The sequence below is a fragment of the Brevinematales bacterium genome (assembly GCA_026415355.1).
Lineage (GTDB): Bacteria > Spirochaetota > Brevinematia > DTOW01 > DTOW01 > SKYB106.
In genome coordinates this window covers 1-25,170 of record JAOAHF010000009.1, presented here as the reverse complement: position 1 = coordinate 25,170, position 25,170 = coordinate 1, and the positions used below count along the sequence as shown (strand labels likewise).

Annotated in this window: 22 protein-coding genes; 10 read left to right on the top strand and 12 right to left on the bottom strand. The window is 32.0% G+C overall.

What is annotated here, in order from left to right:
- Positions 1-12 precede the first annotated feature (12 nt).
- From N2712_04535 to rplM, 4 genes are read right to left on the bottom strand one after another with little or no spacing between them, the layout of a single operon-like run.
- The gene (locus tag N2712_04535) at positions 13-843 is read right to left on the bottom strand and encodes a hypothetical protein (GenBank protein MCX8029246.1); all 831 of its coding nucleotides are present in this window, start codon (positions 841-843) and stop codon (positions 13-15) included.
- 60 nt (positions 844-903) lie between these two features.
- The gene (locus N2712_04530) at positions 904-1,746 is read right to left on the bottom strand and encodes an NAD(+)/NADH kinase (GenBank protein MCX8029245.1); all 843 of its coding nucleotides are present in this window, start codon (positions 1,744-1,746) and stop codon (positions 904-906) included.
- The gene (gene rpsI / locus N2712_04525; protein MCX8029244.1) at positions 1,746-2,147 is read right to left on the bottom strand and encodes a 30S ribosomal protein S9; all 402 of its coding nucleotides are present in this window, start codon (positions 2,145-2,147) and stop codon (positions 1,746-1,748) included. The genes N2712_04530 and rpsI overlap by 1 nt, the downstream gene beginning before the upstream one ends.
- A gap of 11 nt (positions 2,148-2,158) precedes the next feature.
- Positions 2,159-2,584: a 50S ribosomal protein L13 gene (rplM, locus tag N2712_04520; protein ID MCX8029243.1), complete on the bottom strand. Its 426-nt coding sequence runs from the start codon at positions 2,582-2,584 to the stop codon at positions 2,159-2,161.
- A gap of 369 nt (positions 2,585-2,953) precedes the next feature.
- Between rplM and N2712_04515 the strand changes: the two genes are divergently transcribed.
- The 5 genes from N2712_04515 to N2712_04495 all read left to right on the top strand — a co-directional run bounded on the left by N2712_04515 (position 2,954) and on the right by N2712_04495 (position 7,839).
- Entirely contained in the window at positions 2,954-3,922 is a 969-nt protein-coding gene (locus tag N2712_04515) for a radical SAM protein (GenBank protein ID MCX8029242.1), read from the top strand.
- A gap of 196 nt (positions 3,923-4,118) precedes the next feature.
- On the top strand, positions 4,119-4,382 hold the full coding sequence (locus N2712_04510; protein ID MCX8029241.1) for a 4Fe-4S binding protein: 264 nt from the start codon (positions 4,119-4,121) through the stop codon (positions 4,380-4,382).
- Between the two features lie 13 nt (positions 4,383-4,395).
- A complete protein-coding gene (locus tag N2712_04505; GenBank protein MCX8029240.1) occupies positions 4,396-5,457 on the top strand; it encodes a 3-methyl-2-oxobutanoate dehydrogenase subunit VorB in 1,062 nt (353 codons plus the stop codon).
- Between the two features lie 10 nt (positions 5,458-5,467).
- Positions 5,468-6,223 carry a thiamine pyrophosphate-dependent enzyme gene (locus N2712_04500; protein MCX8029239.1) on the top strand — a complete coding sequence of 252 codons (756 nt, stop codon included), beginning with the start codon at positions 5,468-5,470 and terminating at the stop codon, positions 6,221-6,223.
- A gap of 164 nt (positions 6,224-6,387) precedes the next feature.
- Positions 6,388-7,839: a S41 family peptidase gene (locus N2712_04495; protein MCX8029238.1), complete on the top strand. Its 1,452-nt coding sequence runs from the start codon at positions 6,388-6,390 to the stop codon at positions 7,837-7,839.
- A gap of 42 nt (positions 7,840-7,881) precedes the next feature.
- Here the strand turns inward: N2712_04495 and N2712_04490 are convergent, their stop codons facing one another.
- The 6 genes from N2712_04490 to N2712_04465 form a co-directional block, all read right to left on the bottom strand.
- Complete coding sequence (locus N2712_04490) at positions 7,882-8,841, bottom strand: ribose-phosphate pyrophosphokinase (protein ID MCX8029237.1); 960 nt, start codon at positions 8,839-8,841, stop codon at positions 7,882-7,884.
- Positions 8,842-8,966: 125 nt separating this feature from the next.
- A complete protein-coding gene (locus N2712_04485; protein MCX8029236.1) occupies positions 8,967-12,050 on the bottom strand; it encodes an efflux RND transporter permease subunit in 3,084 nt (1,027 codons plus the stop codon).
- Between the two features lie 378 nt (positions 12,051-12,428).
- Positions 12,429-13,097: a 2-C-methyl-D-erythritol 4-phosphate cytidylyltransferase gene (gene ispD, locus N2712_04480; protein MCX8029235.1), complete on the bottom strand. Its 669-nt coding sequence runs from the start codon at positions 13,095-13,097 to the stop codon at positions 12,429-12,431.
- Positions 13,098-13,118: 21 nt separating this feature from the next.
- Positions 13,119-14,063, bottom strand: coding sequence for a zinc metalloprotease HtpX (locus tag N2712_04475; protein ID MCX8029234.1), 945 nt, complete (start codon positions 14,061-14,063; stop codon positions 13,119-13,121).
- 107 nt (positions 14,064-14,170) lie between these two features.
- On the bottom strand, positions 14,171-14,662 hold the full coding sequence (mreD, locus tag N2712_04470) for a rod shape-determining protein MreD (GenBank protein MCX8029233.1): 492 nt from the start codon (positions 14,660-14,662) through the stop codon (positions 14,171-14,173).
- Between the two features lie 6 nt (positions 14,663-14,668).
- A complete protein-coding gene (locus N2712_04465; GenBank protein ID MCX8029232.1) occupies positions 14,669-16,462 on the bottom strand; it encodes a V-type ATP synthase subunit A in 1,794 nt (597 codons plus the stop codon).
- 114 nt (positions 16,463-16,576) lie between these two features.
- Between N2712_04465 and coaBC the strand changes: the two genes are divergently transcribed.
- On the top strand, positions 16,577-17,776 hold the full coding sequence (coaBC, locus tag N2712_04460; protein ID MCX8029231.1) for a bifunctional phosphopantothenoylcysteine decarboxylase/phosphopantothenate--cysteine ligase CoaBC: 1,200 nt from the start codon (positions 16,577-16,579) through the stop codon (positions 17,774-17,776).
- A 261-nt stretch (positions 17,777-18,037) separates the two neighbouring features.
- Positions 18,038-18,472 (top strand): Hsp20/alpha crystallin family protein, encoded by a 435-nt coding sequence (locus N2712_04455; GenBank protein MCX8029230.1) that lies wholly within the window; start codon positions 18,038-18,040, stop codon positions 18,470-18,472.
- A gap of 194 nt (positions 18,473-18,666) precedes the next feature.
- On the opposite strand, the gene alr is transcribed toward N2712_04455, so the two are convergent.
- Positions 18,667-19,776: an alanine racemase gene (gene alr, locus N2712_04450; protein ID MCX8029229.1), complete on the bottom strand. Its 1,110-nt coding sequence runs from the start codon at positions 19,774-19,776 to the stop codon at positions 18,667-18,669.
- A gap of 146 nt (positions 19,777-19,922) precedes the next feature.
- Here alr and N2712_04445 point away from each other — a divergent pair, with 146 nt between their 5' ends.
- Together N2712_04445 and N2712_04440 are read left to right on the top strand one after the other, a co-directional pair.
- The gene (locus N2712_04445; GenBank protein MCX8029228.1) at positions 19,923-21,119 is read left to right on the top strand and encodes a type II secretion system F family protein; all 1,197 of its coding nucleotides are present in this window, start codon (positions 19,923-19,925) and stop codon (positions 21,117-21,119) included.
- Between the two features lie 73 nt (positions 21,120-21,192).
- Positions 21,193-21,714 carry a hypothetical protein gene (locus N2712_04440; GenBank protein ID MCX8029227.1) on the top strand — a complete coding sequence of 174 codons (522 nt, stop codon included), beginning with the start codon at positions 21,193-21,195 and terminating at the stop codon, positions 21,712-21,714.
- Here the strand turns inward: N2712_04440 and N2712_04435 are convergent.
- Positions 21,704-24,448, bottom strand: a complete 2,745-nt coding sequence (locus tag N2712_04435; GenBank protein MCX8029226.1) for a hypothetical protein — start codon at positions 24,446-24,448, stop codon at positions 21,704-21,706. The two genes, N2712_04440 and N2712_04435, sit on opposite strands and share 11 nt — an antisense overlap.
- A 245-nt stretch (positions 24,449-24,693) precedes the next feature.
- Here N2712_04435 and N2712_04430 point away from each other — a divergent pair.
- On the top strand, positions 24,694-25,170 hold a 477-nt coding region (locus N2712_04430), incomplete at its 3' end, for a hypothetical protein (protein ID MCX8029225.1).

Here is a 25,170-nt window from a genome sequence, read left to right as displayed (position 1 = left end):
TGTATTTCTTTGTCAAGAAAATTTGACAATATACTCGTAAAATCTACAACCTTCCGACAAAAGACAAATATTACACCTCACCTTTGACTTAGTACAAAAATTCTTACCAATTTCTACAAAACCTGCGTGTATAACCTTGTAAACACACGTTAAAATACAAACTAATTCACCTAAAAGTAACCCACCATAATCACAATAGAAAGTGAAAGTATTATTTTTATTATTAAAACACTTGCTAATCCTTCTAAACCAAACAAAGTCAGAAACAATAACTTTCTCAACTTCTAGCTTAAAAAAATCATAATCTTTGATCTTACAAAAGTTCTTACCAAGAAATCTGTTTGTAACTCTAATAGTATAGTTATCCACAACAAAAGAAGGTAAGTCAAAAGAATAAAGTATAATACTATCCGCTGTTTCCTTACCTATACCCTTTATACTAATAAGTTCTCTCCTAAATTGATCAACCACATTAAACACTTCTTTCATAGAAGCACTCTTAAAAACTCTAGAAAACAAACTCTTCTTGAGTTTAGAGTAACCTCCTGTTAATTCCATATATTCTAAAACCGAAAGTATAGTACTAGCTTTGCTTCTGTAAAAACCAGATGGCTTTATCAATTCTTCCAAAACTTCAATCTTGATTCCCTTCAACGCATCTAAACTTGTTAAACATAGGTATTCTTTTATGTTATTCAGAGACTTCAATACATTACTCCATTTAGTATTCTGAGCAAGAATTGAAGAGATTACTATCTCACTTTTGTCAGAATAATACGGCCACCAGTTTGTACAGTTCCTATAATATTTTGATATTCTAAAAATAAGGTTAAATAATGACACTTAATGAAGTTTAGAAAAAACTTAATTCAGTTTTCAATTCTTACTAGAAAAGATTATCAACTACCAGTTTAACTTTGCTCTTAGAACATCAAAAAAGTTTCTTGATTGATTCAAGACCAATTTAGCATAAAAATCACACTTACTAACGTCTATTTCAACATCTTCGTATATATCAATATATTCCTGTCCATCAATAACTATTACAGGCGATGGTTCCTGGTGTTTTATCTTTAGATTGACAACGCTATTACTATCAAGTACTATTGATCTTGCCGATAGTGTATGGGGACATATAGGAGTTATAACAATATTTTCTAGGCTTGGCATTACTATAGGTCCAAAAGCAGATAGCGAATAAGCAGTTGATCCTGTAGGTGTAGAAACAATAATTCCATCTGCTCTATATCTGTTCAAAAATTCTCCATTCACAAAAACATCTATATCAAGCAACCTATGGAATTTACCCCTTGAAACAACAATCTCGTTGAGAGCATTATTGACATATTTCCCCCCACTTATAAACTTAGCAAAAACTTTTAACATCATCCTATTCTCAACTTCAAACTCACCTTTTACTATCATCTCAACAACTTTAGGTATCTCAATTTCAGAAAATTGCATAAGGAATCCTAACTTACCTACATCTAGTCCTATTATTGGTACATCAAATTTAGCAAAAAGTCTAGCAGAGTAAAGTATAGTTCCATCTCCACCAACACTTATAACATAATCTGGCTTCTTAATATCCCAGTACTGCTTTAAGTTAGCGGAGTAATTAGAAAAATCCGATTTGATTAGGAAAAAATCTATGTTTTGTTTGTATAAAGAATCCTTAAGTGCATCTAAAACTTTCTTTACTTCCTCTTTTACTGGGTTATAAACTATTGCAACAAAATGGAACATTATCTCTTTGAGTACTGTTTCGACTTTCTAGCCTTGACTTTACCATACTTCTTTCTTTCAACTGCTCTTGGATCTCTCCTAACAAGATTTAACTCTCTCAAAGTTGGCCTAAGTGTCTGAGGATCATACTTCGACAAAGCAAGAGATATACCATGTCTAATAGCTTGCGCCTGAGATGAAATACCACCACCTGAAATATTTATATAAACATCAAATTTACCAAGCGTGTTAGTAACTTTGAAAGGTTCCAAAACAGTATCTATATGCTCACTTATACCTCTAAAGTAATCCTTAACATCTAAACCGTTTATAGATACATTTCCCTTACCTCCTGGTTTAAGAAATACCCTTGCTACAGAAGTTTTTCTAGCACCTCTCGCAACTACAACTTTACTCGCCATAATCCACCTCTCTACACTTTATACTCAATAGCCCCAGATGGGATCTTAGCATTTTCATCTTTAAAAACTATAAGCCTTCTTAGCCTATGTTTTCTAAGTCTATTCTTGGGTAACATTCCTCTAACTACTCTCTCAAAAACAAATCTAGGATTTTTTTCAATTGCTTCCTTGAAATGTATATGCTTTAACCCACCTGGATATCCAGAATGCCAGAAGAAAACTTTATAATCCATCTTTTTACCTGTCATTATAGCCTTTGAAGCATTTTTTACTATAACATAGTCTCCATTGTCAATATGTGGAGTATAATCAACCTTATGCTTACCCATAAGAAGTCTAGCAATTATAACTCCAAGCCTTCCTAAAGGTTTACCAGCTGCATCTATTACATAATACTTCCTATTAACTTGGCTACTTTTTATCATTATAGTTTCCATAATCAAACCCTCATTTCACATAATTATAAACTCAAAACAATAACTATTTCAAACTCAAAGAAATCCGAAGCTTGCTAAAGAGCTTAGTAAAAATTAACGATAAAAGAAGTAACTATCAAAAAACCATAAATCATTTTATCAAAAGCTCTCTATTTAGCCCTTGACTTAATATTAAAACATTAAGATTTTATCCTGATCACTATCTAGCAATTTGAGAATATCTGAGATCTTAATAAAAAACATGAGAATGAAGAGTATGAGTATGCTAAGGTGTAGTTTAAGGTTATGAAGTTTTTGTTTTTAAGTATAGCATTCAAATGTAATGAATAACATCTTGAAGAAAAAACCATAAGTTTGTAGATTTATACTATGAATACTAAATTGAAGTATGTATTTGGTCCAATACCCTCAAGGAGACTAGGAATGTCCCTAGGAGTAGATTTGGTACCACATAAGATATGTAACTACGATTGTGTATTCTGCGAAGTTGGAATAACTAAAAGAACAGTCACCGTTAGAAAAGAATACGTTAAAAAAGAAACAATAATAAATGAACTTAAGGTATTTTTTGATAACTTTGTAGGGAAGATAGATCACATAACTCTAACAGGGGCAGGAGAAACAACTCTCAATTCAAAACTCTCCGAGATAATAGCAGAGATAAAATCCACATTCAAATATCCAATAGCAGTATTAACCCACTCAGGTAATATATATGAAGAAGAAGTTAGAAAAGGGCTTAGTTTTGCTGATGTTGTATGTCCCTCCCTGGATGCCGCAAGTCAAGAAATATTCGAGAAAATCAACAGACCTGACAAAACAATAAAAATTCAAAATGTTATAGAAGGATTAATAAAGTTTAGAGAAGAATTTAAAGGCAAGATTCTACTTGAAATACTATTAGTCAAAGGTATAAACGACACAGAAGATGAATTGCAAAAAATAGGTAAAACCTGTAGCCTTATAAGACCAGATATGGTTCAAATAAACACTGTAGACAGACCTGGAGCATATTCTTCAGCAATACCACTATCTTCTGAAGAATTACAAAAAGCAAAACAAATAATATCATCTTTCTATCCTAAAGTTGAAGTATTAAGTAGACACTACTCCAATCCAGAACCCATAAAAAAGTCAGAAGAAGAGATATCAGAAGATATTCTGAGTATACTAAAAAGAAGACCACTAACAGTACTAGATATAGTAATTTCGGAAGGTATCGAATTTTTCAAAGCGAAAGAAATAGTAAACAAACTTCTCAACCAAAATAAAATAGAAGAAGTAATATTAAACGGAAACAGGTTTTACAAATTGCCTACTAGAACATTTACCAACTAAACTCACTACTATTTCATAATCACGAAAGTTTATATTTGTAAGATTTATTTGATGTAACTAACTTATATATTCATAATCTCCTTGCTTATTGACTTTAAAAAGTCAACTAGTTTATCATATCATATCATTGAAGGTTTGTAAACTTCATAGAAGTAACTCCACCTAACTATAATGAAATGTATAAAAGGAGATTTTTATGGAAAGAATAGTAAAAGACAAAATAATATCAACTTTTATAGAAGTTGATCCTGAAAGATGTAAAGGATGTATGTTGTGTGTATATGAATGCCCTGAAAATGTGATAGACACAAGTGGTAAGTTTAATTCAAAAGGTTGGATATACGTCGAACCAACATTCAACGAAAAATGCACCGGATGCAAAAAGTGCGCATCTGTTTGTCCTGATTTAGCAATAAAAGTTTATATGGGACAAGAACTCATAGCAGGTCCTTCATCATAACTAGGAGGTATATATGAAACAATTTTTGAAGGGAAATGATGCACTATCTGAAGCAGCAATAATAGCTGGGTGTAGACATTACTTTGGATATCCAATAACTCCCCAAAATGAAATAACAGCATATATGGCTAAAAGGATGCCTGAAGTCGGAGGTGTTTTTGTCCAAGCAGAGAGTGAAACTGCTGCTATAAACATGGTTTTTGGAGCAGCGGCAACAGGAGTTAGAGTTATGACTACTACATCATCGCCTGGTTTTAGCCTTATGCAAGAAGGCATGTCCTACTTAGCAGCAGGACATTTACCTTGCGTTGTCGCAAATATAATGAGAGGAGGCCCTGGCCTAGGTAACATAGCAGGTGCTCAAGGAGACTACTTTCAAGCAGTCAAAGGGGGAGGACATGGTGACTATAAACTAATAGTTTTGACCCCTGCATATGTTCAAGAAATGATAGACTTTACTATCCTTGGTTTTGATCTTGCAGATAAATACCTTATCCCTGTCCTAATACTAGTTGACGGAATAGTAGGACAAATGGTAGAACCAGCAGAGTTTCCACAAAACTACACACCAAAAACCTATGAAAAACCTTGGGCTCTAACAGGTGCAAAAGGAAGACCTAAAAATGTAATTAGGACACTATGGTTAGATGATAATGGAGTTGAACTAAACAACATAAAACTACAACAAAAATATTCCAAGATAAAATCAGAATTCGTAATGTACGAAGAATACATGATTGAAGATGCTGAGGTTATATTAGTAGCCTATGGAACCCCAGCAAGAATTTGTAAAGCGATAACCAAAAAGATGAGAAAAGAAGGCTATAAAATAGGAACATTCAGAATTCAAAGCGCATTTCCATTTCCAGAGTACAGACTTATGGAACTAGCATTACAAAAGCACTTAAAAGGATTCTTAGTAGTAGAGATGAGTGCAGGACAAATGGTAGAAGATGTGAGATTATCAGTCAAAGATTATAAACCTGTAAATTTTTACGGAAGAATGGGAGGTATGTTACCTGAAGAAAAAAGGATAGCAGAAAATATTTTTGAATTATTAACATCAAAAGTATAGGAGGTAATCTATGGAACTAAAACTTATTTTTGATAAACCAAAAACAATGACTGATGCTAAAACTCATTATTGTCCAGGATGTGGTCATGGTGTAATACATAGGATTTTAGCAGAAGTTATAGATGAACTAGGTATTAGAGAAAGAACTGTAGGTATAGCACCTGTCGGATGTGCTGTAAATGCTTATGAATACTGGGATATAGATATGTGCGAAGCAGCGCACGGTAGAGTCGGAGCAGTAGCAACAGGTATAAAAAGATCCAGACCCGAATTAATAGTATTCGGATACCAAGGAGACGGAGATCTAGCAGCAATAGGATTAGCCGAAACATTACATGCTGCAAATAGAGGTGAAAATATAACAATAATATTCGTAAACAACGCAACTTACGGAATGACAGGCGGACAAACCGCACCAACAACTCTACCAGGGCAGATTACAAGAACATCACCAAATGGTAGAGATCCTTCTAAAGAAGGATATCCTATGAGAATTTCAGAAATCATAGCAATGCTAGAAGCACCTGTTTACGTCGAAAGAACAGCGGTAGTTTCGACAGAAACCATAGCTAAAACTAAACAAGCTATAAAAAAAGCATTCAAACTACAAATAGAAAACAAAGGATATACTTTCGTAGAAGTCCTGAGTGGATGCCCTAATGAATGGCATGTAAACCCTGTTGAAGCAAATAAATGGATAGAAACAGAAATGACAAAGTACTTCCCTCTTGGAAACTTCAAAGACAAATATCCATCCATAAGATAATCTAATTATATATTCACATATAACAAAAAATCTCAAAATTACCTCATTTTTGTAAAGTATTTAAGAAGCATTGTTAACAAGATATAATTCCTAGATGTACAATATTCGCTTAATCTTAGATTTATAACTTGTAATCATCTCTCTAATTATTTATATTTAACTTAATGATAAGAGGTATAATTATGTTTGTCAAAAAATATTCCAAGGCAGTAGTAGTATCAATAGTTATACTAGTTTTGTTTACAATACTGTTTCTATCCTATTCTCAGATATTCGGTGATAGAGGATTATTTTCTTCTCCAACTTCTAGAGATGATGATTACTATTACTACCTTGAGATATTTAATTCAGTCTATAACCTTATAAAAGAAGGATATGTAGACGGTGACAAAGTTGACGCAAAAAAGCTATTTCACGGAGCTATAAAAGGAATGCTTGAGAGTTTGGGAGATCCTCACACAGCTTTTTTGAGTATAGATGATTTTAAAGAACTAACAGTAGAAACTAGTGGTAAGTTTGGTGGCCTTGGAATACATATATCATCGAAAGATGGCTACATATACATAATATCACCAATTGAAGATACTCCAGCATTTAGAGAAGGTATTAAACCTGGAGATTACATAATCTCTATAAATGGAGAAAGTACCAAAGGAATGAGCGTAGAAAGAGCAGTTAAATTGCTACGAGGAACTCCTGGTACAAAGGTCACTATAACGATAAAAAGAAATGATGAAATATTTGAGAAAACTTTAACAAGAGAAATCATAAATATACCAACTATAAGATGGGGATGGATATCAAAAGAAGATGGTATAGCGTTTATTAGAATACTTCAGTTTTCTGCCACTACTTATGACTCATTCATAAGTGCAATAGAGAAAATAAGAAAAGAAGGCATTAAACTTAATGGAATAATATTTGACCTAAGATACAACCCCGGTGGATTACTAGATGAAGTTATAAAGATGCTTGATGTACTTATACCTGAAGGGCTTATACTTGAAACAAAAGGTAGAATACCCAGCAGTGATTCAAAAAATTATGCTTCAGGGCGAAAACCTATAATACCCATAGATGTTCCAATGGTCGTCATAGTAAATGAAGGATCAGCTTCAGCTTCAGAAATATTTGCCGGAGTACTGCAAGACACTCATAGAGCAGTAGTAGTAGGAAATAAAACTTTCGGTAAAGGATCAGTACAAACTATAAGACAGTTACCCGATGGTACAGGACTTAGAATAACAATAGCAAGGTATTACTTACCATCAGGTAGAACACCAGATAAGGAGGGAATAAAACCAGACATTGAAATAGAAGCAATCAAATTATCGAAAGAGTTGGAAGATCTCATATCAAGAATCGAGAAAGAAGGATACATCAAGGAATACATGAAAAATAAAATCGAACTCAAAGAAGAAGATATAAATAACATAGACAAAATACTCAAGGGAAATGGAATAACTCTTGATAAGAAAATAATAAGAATTCTTGCGAAGAGAGAAATACCATCTATACAAACCTTTGACATAGAAGATGATTATGTAAAGAAATCAATAGAAGTACTGAAAAACTATAGTAAATACAGTAAACCCATAGTATTCTACGACAAATAAGAGCAAGATAAAAATCTATAAACCGTGTAGATTGTGCAAAAGCTATAGATTTGAACTACTCTTAACAAAAAGAGAACTAACAGAACTATTTGTATGTATTCTTGCAATTGCTTCGGCAAAAAGTTTATAAACACTTAGAACTTTTATTTTCGGCAACATTTTTTCTTCTGGTATAGGAATAGTATCAGTAACTACGATCTCATCTATAGCATCATCAGATAACTTTTCTTTAGCATTGCTCGAAAGTACAGGATGTGTAGCCATCACAATTACTTTCTTAGCTCCTTCTTCTTTAAGTTTTTTTGCTGCTTTTGATATGGTACCTCCCGTGTCAATAATATCATCAATCAAAACAGCATTTTTGCCATTTACATCACCAACTAAATTCATTACCTCAGCTACATTATATCCAGTTCTTCTTTTATCAATAATTGCTATATTCAAGTCAAGAAAAGATGCTAAATATCTAGCTCTTTTGACCCCACCAGTATCAGGAGATACAACAACAAAATCACTCAAACTTTCATAACTATCTTTCAAATAATCAATGAAAACTGGAAAAGCATAAAGATGATCAACAGGTATATCAAAAAAACCCTGGATCTGATCTGCGTGTAAATCCATAGTTAACACTCTGTTAGCTCCGGCAGTTGTTATAAGGTTAGCAACCAATTTAGCTGTAATCGGGACTCTAGGTTCAGCTTTTCTGTCTTGTCTAGCATACCCGAAATAAGGTATAACAGCAGTAATTCTTTCAGCAGATGCTCTCTTTATAGCATCTATCATTATAAGAAGTTCCATTAAGTTTTGATTAGAAGGATTACAAGTTGATTGAACAACAAAAATATCACTACCTCTTATACTTTCCTCTATCTTAACTATTATCTCTCCATCAGCAAATTCACTAATAGTGCATTTACCAAGTTCAAGTCCTAGATAATCTGCTATTCTCCTAGCTAATCGAACATTTGATCTACCACTTAACAATACAACATCACTCATATTCATACTACTACAACTATTATAAAAGTACCACAACTAGGTTATAAAGTTTTAAACTTAGAAGTGTTTTATAGTTTTATCTTTAGTCTTCTGATCAAAAAATCTAAACCATAATGATAAACAAACTAAGCAAATCTCTTTCTATTGAAGTATTCAAATATTGTAGGTATAACAAACAAAGTAAAAATAGTACCCATAGTCAAACCCACTGCTATAACTTGTCCAAGTGGTTGAAAAATCTCTGAACTAGCACCTATACCAAGTGCTAATGGCAAAACTCCAAAAACCGTAGTTAATGTAGTCATAAGTATAGGCCTAAATCTCCTTTTAGCCCCATCAATAACTGCATCTCTTAAGCGGTATCCTTTATCCAACAACTGATTCATATAGTCAACCATAACTATACCATTATTAACGATTATACCAAGAAGCAATACTACTCCTATGCCAGATATGACATTTATCTTAAGCCCAAGAATAAAGAAACCTATCAAAACAGCGAAAATACCATAAGGAATTGTAAAGAGTATTATAAAAGGATCTTTGAAAGACCTAAACAGTATAACCATTACAGAATACACCAAAGTAAACGCAAGTATAAACACAAGTATCAAGTCCCTAAAAGTATCTTGCAAATCTCTAAAACTTCCACCATATTCAATTACAACATCAGGTGGAATATATACTTCTTTCTTAATAACCTCAGCGAGATTTTCAACAAGTTTACTTTGAGCAACACCAAAACCAACTACTGATAGAGAAACTTGTCTACTGTTGTTTTCTCTCATTATCATTCTTGGAGATGTTATTTTCTTAACTTCAATAAGATCAACCAATGGTACTACTCCCGTTGGAGTAGGAATATACTTAAACAAAACATTTTCTAAAAATCTTCTCTCATCCTCTCTCAACTTAACAACTACTTGATACTGTTTACCTTCAACTCTATAGAAGGTAGGAATAGCTCCTGAAAAACTAGTCCTTATAATATTACCAAGTATTCCACTTGAAACTCCATAAAAACCTAACTTATTCCTATCAAAAAGTATAGAATATTCTTCTGATTCATCATCAAAAGAAGAGTTAATTTCCTGTATCCCTTCAACTTTTGTAGCAACTTCTTTTATTCTCTTTGATATTTCTTCAAGTTCTAGTAGATTCTCTCCAAAAAGTTTAACATCAACATTAGCACCTCCACCTTCAGCAAAACCAACTCCATTAACGACATTTACTCTATATCTACCAGGTATTGTTGAAATAAATTTCCTCAACTGAGATGCAAACTCTTCAGAAGATATGTTTCTCTGCTCTTTAGGCTTGAGTTTTATAAACATATTTATAGTATTTTCATTACCTCTACCGACCAAAAAACCCAGATTACCAGTACCAACACTAGCAATAACATAGTAAAAATAATCAACATTCTGGTTACTCAGAAGATACTCACTAATTTTCTCAGCATAAGATGAAGTTATATCTTTATATGTCCCTGTTGGTAAATCAATTCTAACATTTAAATTTCCTGTATCAACAATTGGTAAAAACTCCTTTCCTACAAATACAAAAGAAACAAATCCCAAAATAATAAACACAACTGTAAAAACAAGAGTGGTCTTTTTTAGATTCAAAAAAGCGTTTAAGCTTTTTTCATAAATACCATCTCTAACCCTATCTATAAAGTTAGAAAACCAAGATAGATAGTAATTTGACTGGATCTTTGCATCCAGTTCTTCAATTACATACCAATACCTTGAAGCAAGAGGTGGAACTATAAATATAGCAACAAAAAGAGAAGAAAAAACAGATATACTAACGGTTAATGCCAAATCTCTAAATAGCTGCCCTGCGATACCTTGAGCAAACACAACAGGAACAAACACTACAACAGTGGTTATTGTGGATGCTAGTATAGCAGTACCAACTTCTTTGGTACCCTCAAAGGTCGCATCCACCAACCTCTTACCTTGTCGTAGCTTTAGATATATGCTTTCAAGCACAACTATTGAATTATCAACCATTAATCCAACACCCAAAGCCAATCCTGTCAAAGAAACAACATTAAGCGATATGTCTAAAAAGTACATGAATACAAACGTTATTATAAGAGAGAATGGTATTGCGATACCTATAAGTATAGTTTCTTTTAATCTAACCAAAAATATAAAAACTATTATAATAGCTAGTAGTGCACCATTTATAGCATTATTTCTGACGTTATTTATTGAGAAAACAATAAATTCACCTTGATCATTTATGATATTAAACTTAAGATTAGGATATAGTCTTTTTATTTCCTCTAATTTCTTCTTGACTGCTTCTGAAACAACAACAGTACTACTACCTGATTTTTTATTAATCGACAAAACAATTCCATCCTGTCCATTAATCTTGACTATAGGGGCATCAACCCTATCCTCTTTAAATGAAACATTAGCAACATCTTTGATCTTAACTACATACCTACCTCTATTAGCAACTATTGTATTCTCTATATCTTGAATACTATTAAATTCACTACTAAACCTCAAATTAACTTTCTTGTATCCATCTATCACAAACCCTGCCGGGAAATTTTGATTCTCACCCGCTATGGCTCGAACAACATCAGAAGGAGACAGTAAAAAACCATTCAATCTTTTACTATCAAGTTCAACAAAAACTTTTTTATCATAACCTCCCTCTATAGAAACACTAGCAACACCATCAACCTGATATATTCTCTTCGAAATATTATTATCAACTAATTCCTTAAGAGCAGATAAATCATCAATACCAGTGATACCAATACTCAATATAGGGAGACTACTAGGATCAAACTTAAATATCTGGGGTTTACCTACACCATCGGGTAGCAACCTAAAAACAAGATCCATCCTCTCTCTAACATCATTTGCAACAAGATCTATATTAACACCATAATCGAATTGAACTACAAAAAAAGCAAATCCTTCAAAACATCTAGTTATAACATTCCTAACTCCACTTATCGTTAGAAATTGTCCTTCTATAATCCTAGCAATATTCTTCTCAACATCTTCAGGAGATGCACCACTGTAATCTATCCTAACGGCAACAACTGGAACTTCAATTTCTGGAAATAAATCAACAGGTAATCTAGTCAAAGCTACAAATCCCAAAACTAAAACTGCTACAAATATAACAATAACTGCAGGAATATTATCCAAAAGCCCTTTCAAAAGTCCCCACATAACTTTTCTCCTTACCATTCAGCTTAATGACTGAACGGTCAGTTTATAAATTTACAAAAATTACATAAACAGTCAAGACTTCTAAATAATTACACAAACTTTATCATCAAAACTTAATTCCACCTATTCACTTCAAAAACCCTCCTAAAAGTTAATACCAGCTCTAAATCAACCATAAAAATCACCAATCTTATTCAGCCTTATCTAATCTCTACAAAGTAATTTTTTTACCAAAAAGATACAAACTTAAGCTAAGAATTTCTTAAGCGCAAACTATTAAAATTTATCTCCAACTAAAATCCATTGATTAAATTTACTAAAACATATAATGTGCTAAATATCTTTAGCTTCATTTTATCTTCAAAAATTAAGCAACTTTTACTCTGATTTATATATAACATCCAGAATCTTCATGTCTTCATAATTAGTTATCTTTAAATTAGTAGTTTCACCTTTGATCAATTTGATTTTTGTCAATCCTGTATACAAGACTACTGAACTATCATCAGGAAAATCTATGATATCATCCTTAAACTTTTTATATGCTTCAAATATTATTTCGTATTTAAAACACTGAGGAGTCTGAACTCTGAGTATCTTATTTCTATCAAGCACAGATTTAACAAATCCATCTTCTGCTTCAACAAGCGTATCAGTAGAACTTATGACAGGTATTACCGCACCTGTTTCTTCAACATTTTCAAGAAGATTATTTATAAGATACTGACTAAAAAGTGGTCTTGCTGAATCGTGTATCAGAATATAAGAATCTTTATGCTTAACACTAAAAACACCACTCTTTGAAGATATACTCCTAGTAGATCCTCCAATAGCTATACCACTAAACTTTTTAAATCTAACACCTATTTCTTTAACAATGTGCGTATAATCGCTATGAGATACAACAATTATCTCATCAACAAAGTTATTATACTCAAATTGCTGTAGCGAGTACTCAATAATTTTTCTACCTCGGAATTCTACAAACTGTTTTGGTAGTGGATGTCCAAACCTTTCTCCCTTACCACTAGCAAGAACTATGGCCACAACTTTTCTTGAATTATACATTTAAACATATTCTGAAAGTTTTTTAATTCTCTTAAGCATATTTGGATGTGTTGTAAACAACTCCATAATTTTCTCTGTCGCCGAGATCCTTACTCTACTTACTCTGAGTTGCTCCAATTCTGACCTATCAATCTTAAAGTTACGATTCGTATCAAGCTGTGCCAATTCCATTATTTCATTTTCAGCAGAATTTGGATCGTTTAGAAAGAACGCCTTAATTCCTGAAACTTGTGCTCTTTCTTCCTCTGAAGTAGTTGCAGAAGAATAAACTAACTTATATAAAGCACTCGCTAAATGCTCTGGTGGATTACCTAATTTAACAGAACCATAGTCTGCCAAATACTCTCTTATTCTTGAGACTGCTAAAACTAAAAGATTTGAAATAAAATAAAGCAAAAGCAGAAATATACCTGCAAAAATTCCTAAATTACTCTCCCTATTGTTACCACCACCAAAATACATAAAAAACATTGCTAAGTTATACAAAACCATAGGTATAACAGAAACCAAAGTAGTTACTAGCATATCTCTATGTTTTATATGAGACACTTCATGCCCTATAACTGCTCTTAGTTCATCTTTAGTAAGCAACCTCATTATTTCTTCTGTAACTACAACTCTACCATCTCTTATACTCCTACCAAATGCAAAAGCATTTGCTATGGGCATACTTGAAATACCAACTTTTGGTTTTGGTATTCCTGCTCTTTCTGCCATTTCTTCAACAATTCTATGTAATTCCGGATACTCATTTTCCGAGACATATCTAACTCCCATAGTCCATTCCACAATTTTAGGTGCTATTAGATATTGTATAAGAAGTATTACGCTAGCTAAAATGATGTTGAAAATAACACCTTGCTGTCCTATAATCGCTATAACCAAGTATAGTATGCCAAATAAAGCACCTAGTACAAACAACATTCTCATAGTTAAAGAAAACATAAACACCTCCATTCAGTAATTCAACATTACGATCAATAGTATTATAATATATACTCTAAATGAACCTATGTCAAGTCAAAATTAAACAAACTCCAACTTTCTAGTTGTCAAATACCCATTGAATATCCTCTGTGTAGCAGGGAAACAATCTTACCAGAAAGCCAAGCCATAGGGAATGCAAAAACAAAGTTTATAACTCCTTCAATAAACATAACTAAGTACCAGTTACCTAACGATACAGCACTAAATACAATACTCACCAAAAACAAAATAATATATTTTATTAACGTGGACAAAAAAGAAACCACAGGTAGAGTAAAAACCATTTCAAATATGAATATAGTCCTAAAAAATTCAACCATCAAAGCAACCGTTGAAAAAACTATAGTATGCGTACCTATTGTAGAACCTGACAAAATATCAACAAAAACTCCTAATATTGCTCCGAATACTATACCCTGAGAAGTACCCACTTTAAAAGAGTAGTATATTACTAGTATTAGAAGAAGATCTGGGAAAAAACCAAAAACCTTAAGTTGTGGAATACTTTGAAGTATCGATATAAACAAAATAATCAAAATAGCCCAAAGTCTTCTCATAATCAATTAGGAGTAACGATCTTTTAATTTTTCAATTTCTGAAATTAAATTCTTCTCGATCTCATCTATTTTTTCTAACTGATCGTTTGGTATCTCTATTTTTATTCTTATTATCTCTGATACGGATTTAAGATTTTGTATTTCACTAACTGGAACACGATAGTTAACAACTAAATCATGGGCCAAATCATAGAATTTGAGTATGAGTTTAGCCATTTTAATTTGTTTTTGAGGAGAACAATACGAATCAACTTTATCATAAGCAACTTGCTGTAAGAAACCTACTCTTATAATTCTACTTACTTCAAGAACAAGTCTTTCGGATTGAGGCAATGCATCTAAACCAACTATTTTCACAATTTTTTGCAACCTATCTTCTCTTATCAACAAATCCATTATTTTCTGTCTAACTTCTTTATAATCAGGATCAATTTTATTCCACCATTCTGAGACCATATCAACATAAAAACTATAACTCAACATCCAGTTTATGGATGGAAAGTGCCTTTGACTTGCTAAAGATTTATCGAGAGCCCAAAAACACTTTGTAAACCTTTTAGTATTTTGTGTTACTGGCTCGGAGAAATCTCCACCAGCTGGAGATACAGCACCAATAATAGTCAAAGATCCTCTATCACCATTTAAGGTTTCAACAAAACCAGCTCTTTCATAAAATGCTGCTAATCTAGAACCAAGATAAGCAGGAAATCCTTCTTCTGCTGGCATCTCTTCAAGTCTTCCTGATAATTCTCTCAAAGCTTCAGCCCATCTACTAGTAGAATCAGCCATAAGAGCAACATTATACCCCATATCTCTAAAATACTCGCCTATAGTTATACCAGTGTATATTGATGCCTCTCTTGCCGTAACAGGCATATTTGAAGTGTTAGCAATAATAACTGTTCTCTCCATTAACGGTCTACCAGTTTTAGGATCAACAAGTTTTGGAAAATCCTCTAAAACCTCCGTTATTTCATTTCCTCTCTCACCACATCCTACATATATTATTATATCAGCATCAGACCATCTAGCAAGCTGATGCTGCGTAACAGTTTTACCAGTTCCAAAACCCCCGGGTATGGAAGCAGTACCACCTCTAGCTATAGGGAATAAGAAATCAATAACTCTCTGACCCGTAAACATAGCCTCATTAGGTATATATTTGTTGTTTATAGGTCTAGGTATCTTAACTGGCCATTTATGATACATTTTTAATTCTTGTCTTCCCCTAACAGGATCTTCCAATATACAAATAACATCATCAACTTTATATTCACCTTCATTTGCAATGTATATAACAGTTCCCGCTTTATCAGGCGGTACTAATATTTTATGACTTATTCTAGTAGTCTCAGCTACTTCCCCTATTACACTACCACCCCGAAGGCTCTCCCTCTCTCTTACTAAAGGTTTAAAATACCATCTTCTTTCTCTATTCAAAGAAGGTAAATCAACTCCTCTAGGAATAAAAATACCATACTCATATATTTCATCAAGTGGCCTTTGGATACCATCATATATTTTTGATATAAGTCCAGGTCCTAACTCAACTGATAAAGGTTCACCTGTACCATAAACATAATCTCCAGGTCTCACACCTGCTGTATTTTCATAAATTTGAATAGTCGCCTTTTCACCACTAACAGATATAACTTCACCTATGAGCAAATGTTTAGAAACCTTAACAACTTCCATCATCTTCAAGTTTCTAACATCTCTAACTACAGCAATAGGCCCATTAATTTCTTCAATAACTCCTACAATATTTTGAGTAATATCCGTAGATACTACTTGAGACATATTTCACCCCAGCTGTTCTAAATTTTTATCAAATATAACTTCGTGTTTCAAATTAGAAAAACTATGAATTACTTGATTACAGTAATACAAATTCTAAAAAATTACCATATCTTTATGGCTAGATTTCTTTTCGGTATAAGTAGTAGTGTAAGCATATACAAAGTACCAAATGTTATAAGACTTATGTTAAAGAGAGGACACGAAGTTAAAGTTATAATGACAGAGAATGCAACAAAACTAATATCACCTATACTGTTTGAAGCAATATCTCAAAATAAGGTATACGTTGATAACTTCAACTACGATGATCCTCTCATACATATAACAAACGCTAAATGGGCCGATACCCTTGTTATTATACCAGCAACAGCAAACGTAATAGGTAAAATAGCAAATGGAATATGTGACAATTTACTCACTACAACTACTTTAGCTTTTCCAAGCTCAAAAAGAAGAATATTAGTACCTGCAATGAATAAAGAAATGTGGGCAAATCCTTTAACACAAGACAATCTAAAGAAACTCCAAAACTACGGATGGGAAATACTCGAACCTGAAGAAGGTACATTCGCATCTCCCCTCGAAGGAATTGGTAAAGGTAGACTCCCTAATGAAAAAACAATTTTGTACCATCTTCTGAGAAACCCAAACGGAAAGCTAAAAGGTAAAAAAGTACTTGTAACTGCTGGTGCTACCAAAGAATACCTAGACAATGTAAGGTATATATCAAATGATTCATCAGGGCTTATGGGACTCTCATTAGCATTAGCATCATACTTAGAAGGTGCTGACGTATCACTCATATACGGTGAAATGAAATACAAACCTATTACATTTATAAAATCAACTAAAGTCATATCAACAGAAGATATGCTACAAGCCGTAAAAAAAGAATTCGAAAGAGTAGATATACTCTTTATGGCTTCAGCAGTAGCAGATTTTAAACCTATAAACAAAACAATAGGGAAATTACCAAAAGAAAATATATCTGAAATAAAGCTTGAAAAAACTCCAGATATTCTTAAAACAATATCTCAAAACAAAGGTAATAAAATAGTTGTAGGTTTTGCACTCAATAGTTATGGCAATATCGAAGAGTATATAAAAAATAAACTATCTCTAAAAGGAGTTGACTACATCGTAGCAAATCAAATAGAAATAGAAGATGGTAAAATCATATTCAATCCCATGGGAAGTAAAACAAATAAAATAACACTCATCTCAAAATCAGGTCAAAAGTACCACTTTGAAGGCAATAAAATCAAAGTTGCTAAATTCATAATAGAAAAAATATATCAATCTTTCAACATTTAGCACTACATACAAAAGAGCAAATTATATATATCAATTCATTCCTAACTAATAACCTTCAAAAACTAAAATAAGTTAATTAACTACCTAGATATACAAATTCTAAACCTTATCATCTTCTGGACTACTCAAACTAAGCTTAATATCCAAGATTCTAACTACTCATGTAAAGTTTTATAGAGATAGAAATAAAACATTTATGAATTGACAATTCAGAAATATTTTGCTATATTTAAATTGAAAAAACTTAGTAGGAGGTGGGGTATGAGAGGATTAAATGTTTGGAGGCCATTAAATCATATTGAAAAAGTAAGAAGAGAATTTGATAGGATATTTGATGAATTCTTTGGAAGAATCGATAATGTTGAAGAATATATACTATCACCTGCAGTTGATGTTTATGAAACAGATAAAGATATCGTGATAAAAGCAGAAATCCCCGGTGCTAAGAAAGATGAAATAGAAGTAACAGTAAAAGATAACTTTGTACACATAAAGGCTGAAAAGAAAGAAGAGAAAGAAGAGAAAAAAGAAAACATCCACAAGATTGAAAGATTCTACGGTAGAGTCGAAAGAACCATACCTCTACCAGTAGATGTAAAAAGTGAAGAAGCAAAAGCAGAGTACAAAGATGGTGTTCTTGAAATAAGAATACCAAAGGAGAAAACTTCTAAGGAAACAAAGATAAAGATATCATAATTTTTAAGCAAACCCTTTTAAAAGGGACCCATTGAGGTCCCTATTTTTATATTCAACTTAATTCTAAACTCGCAAATTATCTAAAGTTAGAACAATAAATAAAACACGTATCTTTATCGACTCAACCTTTAAACAATATGAACTAAAATCAAAAAAAAATCTATCTACTTTAGATACTCAGTTCAAGTCCCAAGTTACACATAAACTCTAGGAACTCTTTTCGAGATACCACAGGTAATTTCATAAGGTATTAATCCAACTCTACTAGCAACTTCTTCAATTCTCAGCAAAGGATCAATATCTCCTCCAAACAAAACAACTTCATCTCCCACCTTAACAGAATTATCGATTCTAACCATCAAATAATCCATAGTAACCCTACCTACTAACCTATACTTCTTCGAGTTTATGATTACTTCCATATTATTTGAAAACAGAGTAGATACACCATCTGCATATCCACATGGTACGACACCTATGTAACCATCTTCCTCAAGGAAATATGTTCTATTGTAGCTTATACTTTCACCTTTCTTAAAAAACTTTCTCAACGCAATATAAGACTTCAAAGTTAATGAATTCCTTATCCTTCCAATTCTCATAAGGTTCTTATTAGGATAATAACCATACACTGAAAGACCACATCTTGAGAAATCATACCTACTAGCCTCAGGAATGTTCAAAACCCCACCACTGTTTGACACATGTGTTTTGAAATTTGAAAACATACTTTTAACTTTTAGTACAACTTCATCAAATAAATTGATTTGATACAAGGAAAAATCCCTGTCAAAATCAGAAGATGGGAAATGTGTCATAAGATCTGTAAGCTCAAGATTTTTAATACTACTCAAAACATCAAGTAAGTTATCCAAATCTCTGTAATGTATTCCTAACCTTCCCATTCCTGTGTCTATTTCTATTCCAAACTTTAACTTTGTATTGTAATATTTAGAAATACTCTCCAATTCCTCTATAAACTTGATTTCACTAACTATAGGTATAATATTCTGATATTCCTTCAGCACCATAATATCTTTTGATGTAATAGGACAAAAAACTAAAATTTCAGAATTGATAAAGTAGCTACTTAAAGAAAGTTCCAAAGCTTCCTCAAGAGTTGCCACAGCAAACCGTCTAATACCCTTTGAAAACAAAAACTCAAATATTCTAAAAGCACCATGACCGTAAGCATCAGCCTTTATCACGGGGATTATAGGATGGTTATTGTTAAGCCTTTTCAACTCAAGGTAATTAGAATACAAGATATCTAGATTTATCTCAGCAAAAGTACCTCTAAACATACGAAGAATAATAACTAAGACAATCTTTGTTTTTAAAGTTAACTCAAGCTACTCTAGCGTTAAATAACTTTCTTAAATCCAACAACCCAATAAGTTTCTTTCACTAATCCTTGATAGTAAAAAAATATTTCATCTAGTATTCAACTATGTTTTTCAAATATGAATGTTTATCTCAAGATGGCAGTAGAGTTACCGGAGTAATTGAAGCAAAAGACAAAGCATCAGCTATAGAAGAACTCAAAAGAGTATTTCCTATAATTCTATTTCTCGGAGAGAAAAAAACAAAGCTAAAAACTACTAAAGTTCCTAGAAGAGAATTAATAGCATTTACCGACATTATGAGTATATGCATAAACGCAGGATTACCTATAATAAAATCCCTTGAACTAGCAAGTGAAAATATAAAAAATAAAAACTTTAAAGAAGTACTAAACCTTGTTATATCCTCAATAAGAAGTGGTAGCCTACTCTCAGAAGCTATAATGGTACATCCAAGTATATTTGACGAACTTTATATAGGAATCATTAAGTCTGGAGAAGCATCAGGAAAACTCGGCAAATCTCTAGAGAATCTAGCAAAATATTTAGAGAAATCTTTTAACATATCATCAAAAATAAAATCAGCACTAATTTACCCTTTAATAATATTATCTGTTGCCATTGGTGTTGTACTTCTATTTCTTACTTTAATAGTACCAAAGTTTTCTGAAATATACTCATCTTACTCAACTGAATTACCCCAAATAACTCAAATCACTATAACATTAGGGAATTTTGTCAAAGACAACATACTTTGGATATTATTATCAACAATATCACTGGTCTTCATTTTAAACTACTTATACCTTAGGCTTAATGCCTTTAAGAAACTTATACAAGACATGATTATAACGTTAATACCTCCTCTAGGTAATTTCCTTATAAAAAGGGATCTTGAGAAATTTTCAAGAGTCATTGGAATGATGATAAGTAATGGTGTTATGATACTTGAAGCATTAAACACTTCTTCAAAAGTTGTAAACTTAGTATCCATACGCGAAGCAATAGAGTTTGCAATATCCGAAGTAGAAAAAGGGAAATTAATCTCCGAAGTGTTTTCAGAGTACTCGTTTCTACCACCAATCTTTGTCCAAATGATAAAAGTAGGCGAAGAAACAGGAGAACTAGACAAAACACTAAGCAAAATGGCAGAATTTTATTCTTTCGAACTTGAAAGACAGTCAGAAGCACTAGTATCTTCTCTATCACCTATAATGATAGTAATAGTAGGCCTAATAGTCGCTTTCCTTGTTTTGTCTCTATTTATGCCTATGTTCTCACTACAACAAATACTTATAAGGTAAAACTACTTTGAAATTCTAAAACTTAAACGATTATATTGTTACAAACTCAGTATAAAACTTAGGAGTTATAAAAATGAACACCCTAAATGATATCAAATATCTCAGAATAATATTTTTAAGAACTATTCCTTTACAGCTTTTTAATATCATCATACTATTCTTCTTCGCTTACCAAATAGCAATAGGTAATAGATTCCTTGAGGAAATTGATCCATCAGTTGTTCTAGGAATATTTCTATTATTTTCATTAACAATAACATATTTTCTAACAACCTTCAGAGTAAAGTACGAAAACGGTAAATTCCACATAAGAATGGGATTCACAGAAACTACTTTTAGCGAAACTGAAATCAAAGAGATAAACAAAATCAAAAACGGAGAATACACATATGGGGTTTCAAATAAACAAAATAAAATTGTATTTAAAGTCGATAGATGCGAAGGAATTGAAATAAAACTTCCCGATAGAATTATAGTTATCTTTGAGAAAAATTTCACCAAATACCTATCTTCAGAAAATATTTTAGAGCAAAAAATCAAGAAAACAAGTTTTGCTCAAGAGACACCAATACATACAACACAAACTACATATTAGTAACAGAGTTATGAGTTAAAGAAGCATCTATAATGCTAGGATTATTTATCCTATGCCAGTCAGTACTAGTATTTGTTATCAACCTTTGAACTCCTAAATAACTATACTCACGATATAAGTAACGAAGATTATTTGTAATAAATACATTATCTCTCAACACATGACCTACCGTATCAACACTACCTCCTTCATATATACCAATGGAATCCATATCATTATTACCACCTATAAAACAATTAGATATTACAAGGTTAACAATATTTCCTGTGTTGTTTAGATATACAACAGTATTAGTAGTTGAAATAGAACCGTTACCTACAATAAATGAATCAGATAAGATGACATCTTTTGAATCAGATATGTATAAAGCACCACCTACTCCATTGGCAAAATTATTTTTTATATTAGCCTTTATAATGTTTGAATCAGAATTATTTAAATAAATACCTCCTCCACCATTAGTAGCCCAATTGCCTCCAACATAAGATTGTATAATGTTATATCTTGAAGCAATCATGTAAACACCACCTCCATTATTACCAGAAATATTACCCAATATAACCCCACCAATCCTATTGCTGTAGGATCTTTCAAAATAAATTCCCCCTCCATAATTCAACGCTAAATTACTCATGATCGTACTGTAAATAATATTATTATGTGAATCATACAAACATAATCCACTACCAAAACGACCATTGTTATTGGAAATAACAATATTACTCAAAACGCTAAACGACACGTTTGTAAAGTATATCCCCCCACCACTACCATACGGGCTAACACCAACAGCTCTACCATTTTTAGTAACAAAGTTGCCTAAAACTAAATTAGTTACATCCTTAGCAAAAATGATATTGTAAAGAATATAATATCCATCTAACTCACTATAACTAGAGATACTACTAAAGTCAGTATCCCAACCTCCTATAATAATTAGATTGTGATTTGTTATAACAACACCAGAACCATATCCATTAAGCCCGTATCCTGGAGAATATATCCCTTCAGACACATAGACTTTTCTCAAACCGAGTTGTACTGCTTTATTTATTCCTGCTTGGATAGATCTAAGTGGTCTATTCTTTGAACCAGTATTATAATCACTACCACTATACGATACATACACAACATCATCATTGTAGATGATAGTGTTGGTCCTAACAGCAATGTTCCCAGCAAAATCTTGAGCACCAACTACTATATAGTTTACCCCCCTAGAAAGTGGCACTGATACAATACCAAAATTAGATACAATGTTACCCCAGTAAACACCGTTTACATAAACATATCCTCCCCAAATACCTAATGAGAAATTGGTATCTATAATTTCTACTACCAAATTTACCACATCAACATCAAAAGTACTACCGTTAGTAGGATAAATAAGATTAAAAATTGGGCTCACATAATCTACCACCATATTTACATAATTAGTTCGACTAATCTTACCACTGTCAGAAAAAGCATAGTATCTAACTTGATTAGTTCCCATGTATAAAATGTTTGTAAAAGACCATTCAACACTACTATTATTATACGATCTACTAACTGAATAAACGAAGACATTGTTTGTGTAAACCTCAATAACTACATTAGTAATTCTGTAAGGTAACTCAACAGAAGCTCTACCGTTGAAAACAACTTTATTCTTGTTAGTTATACGTGAACTATAATCAACTGTAGGTAACAGTAGAGATATTGAAGGAATAACCGGATTATATATCACAGTAATAGGACTACCATAATATTCATTTCCTGCTTCATCTCTCTCATATGGAATAAGAATGTTAGTATTACTCGAAAAAATTAAATTGTAACCCCTTGTCCCACTCCTATAAATCCAAGACACATCATTAAAAATATTAGTAGAAACACCAGAAATAACATAGATTCTACCTTCGATCATTCGGCTATTATCGTAATTTGATACTATAACTAAGAGATTCTTAGGAACCGATTGGTAGTCATCCAAATTGATTATATTAACAAATGGTAGATTCGTGTCATAACAAATCCAAGATTCACGACTAATAGAATAATAACTCAAAGTTGTTTTCAAAACCACATATACCCTATTCGAATTACCGGAAAAACTATCCTCCTCTAAGCTTAGAGATTTCGGATGAAACTTCCAATAACTGTCATTAAAATAATCAACATCATTACTAAAAACACCGTAAGAGTTACTAACTACTAGCTTGACCCATTCAACATTACCATAAACATTAGTACTTATCCTTATTACACCTGAGAATCCTAAACGATTAGTATTCGTAGAAATATTAGGTGGTGAATAAATATCTACAAAAAGCAAAGGAGTTTGTGATAACCAAAATTCAACATATTTATATGACCTATTACCTTCATTATCTTCAGAAAATACCTTAAAACGATAAGTATCAATATTCGTCGAAACATGTAAAGAAAAGTTACTCTTGAAGATAAACTCATTACTATTAACTTCAAATTTCTTCCTAAAAACTTCTTCATTATAGTATCGTTCGAGCACTATTTCAACACTCTTTATCCCACTAACTTTACCATATTCGTTTAGTTCGTTAACTTGAACATGAATATAAATAGTAGAATAATGAAGATAAAAGTTCATAGGTGAAAAAATGATTATATTTGGAGGAACAGTATCTTTATATGTTGGTACTTGCTGACAAGAAGATAAAAAAACAGTATATGAAAAAAGAGTTAATAAGAAAAATCTAACAAAATTTTTCATATTAATATTATAGAAAAATTTTCCAAATCTATAAAGTCCTGTAACAACACTTAAGAAAAGTACAGGATCTCTAACTAAAAGTTAGATAAAAAACTTACAGAAATTCTAAATTTTAACATATATTATTTATATACTATTAAAAATTGTCACTTTTAGTTTGTATAATCCGTTATACTTTTATTATACATGCCAGTACACCCAGAAATAACATACTTTGTTTTCATCAAACAGTTAAGAGGTATAGTATGAAGTTCAAAGAGATTTTTGTAAGTTTTCTAATACTCTTAATTTTCTTAATTTTTTCTTGTGCCCAAAACCCTTCCATCGAGACAACTACAATTAGCTTAGCTCAAACTAATCAATTTTTGCAAACCAACTACATTAACAATACCAACACTATCTATGAAACAAACATCAACTACACAACAAACACAAACATATACACAGTACTACTAACTAATTACTATACTAATACTTATCAACAAACAAACTATGTATATGGACTACAGTCTAATGTTTATTTCTCACTTGTAGGTATAACAGAATCAGTAACAATCCAGCCTTATTACTTAGTTGAAGGGATATTAGAAGGTGGCTTTTCGTATAATGATGTTGATAAATTCTATCTCATCGTTACTAACAATAGTTTTTCAAACAATTTTCAGTTCTATTCTCTTTCAAATTTCACAGGTGTAATCTCCGCACCAAGTCATAATAATATC

Bases quoted from the DNA above. Each gene is read 5' to 3' on its own strand.
- N2712_04530 (MCX8029245.1), bottom strand. From the start codon at position 1,746: ATGTTCCATTTTGTTGCAATAGTTTATAACCCAGTAAAAGAGGAAGTA.
- rpsI (MCX8029244.1), bottom strand. From the start codon at position 2,147: ATGGCGAGTAAAGTTGTAGTTGCGAGAGGTGCTAGAAAAACTTCTGTA.
- rplM (MCX8029243.1), bottom strand. From the start codon at position 2,584: ATGGAAACTATAATGATAAAAAGTAGCCAAGTTAATAGGAAGTATTAT.
- N2712_04515 (MCX8029242.1), top strand. From the start codon at position 2,954: ATGAATACTAAATTGAAGTATGTATTTGGTCCAATACCCTCAAGGAGA.
- N2712_04510 (MCX8029241.1), top strand. From the start codon at position 4,119: ATGGAAAGAATAGTAAAAGACAAAATAATATCAACTTTTATAGAAGTT.
- N2712_04505 (MCX8029240.1), top strand. From the start codon at position 4,396: ATGAAACAATTTTTGAAGGGAAATGATGCACTATCTGAAGCAGCAATA.
- N2712_04500 (MCX8029239.1), top strand. From the start codon at position 5,468: ATGGAACTAAAACTTATTTTTGATAAACCAAAAACAATGACTGATGCT.
- N2712_04495 (MCX8029238.1), top strand. From the start codon at position 6,388: ATGATAAGAGGTATAATTATGTTTGTCAAAAAATATTCCAAGGCAGTA.
- N2712_04490 (MCX8029237.1), bottom strand. From the start codon at position 8,841: ATGAGTGATGTTGTATTGTTAAGTGGTAGATCAAATGTTCGATTAGCT.
- N2712_04485 (MCX8029236.1), bottom strand. From the start codon at position 12,050: ATGTGGGGACTTTTGAAAGGGCTTTTGGATAATATTCCTGCAGTTATT.
- N2712_04475 (MCX8029234.1), bottom strand. From the start codon at position 14,063: ATGTTTTCTTTAACTATGAGAATGTTGTTTGTACTAGGTGCTTTATTT.
- mreD (MCX8029233.1), bottom strand. From the start codon at position 14,662: ATGAGAAGACTTTGGGCTATTTTGATTATTTTGTTTATATCGATACTT.
- N2712_04465 (MCX8029232.1), bottom strand. From the start codon at position 16,462: ATGTCTCAAGTAGTATCTACGGATATTACTCAAAATATTGTAGGAGTT.
- coaBC (MCX8029231.1), top strand. From the start codon at position 16,577: ATGGCTAGATTTCTTTTCGGTATAAGTAGTAGTGTAAGCATATACAAA.
- N2712_04455 (MCX8029230.1), top strand. From the start codon at position 18,038: ATGAGAGGATTAAATGTTTGGAGGCCATTAAATCATATTGAAAAAGTA.
- alr (MCX8029229.1), bottom strand. From the start codon at position 19,776: ATGTTTAGAGGTACTTTTGCTGAGATAAATCTAGATATCTTGTATTCT.
- N2712_04445 (MCX8029228.1), top strand. From the start codon at position 19,923: ATGTTTTTCAAATATGAATGTTTATCTCAAGATGGCAGTAGAGTTACC.
- N2712_04440 (MCX8029227.1), top strand. From the start codon at position 21,193: ATGAACACCCTAAATGATATCAAATATCTCAGAATAATATTTTTAAGA.
- N2712_04435 (MCX8029226.1), bottom strand. From the start codon at position 24,448: ATGAAAAATTTTGTTAGATTTTTCTTATTAACTCTTTTTTCATATACT.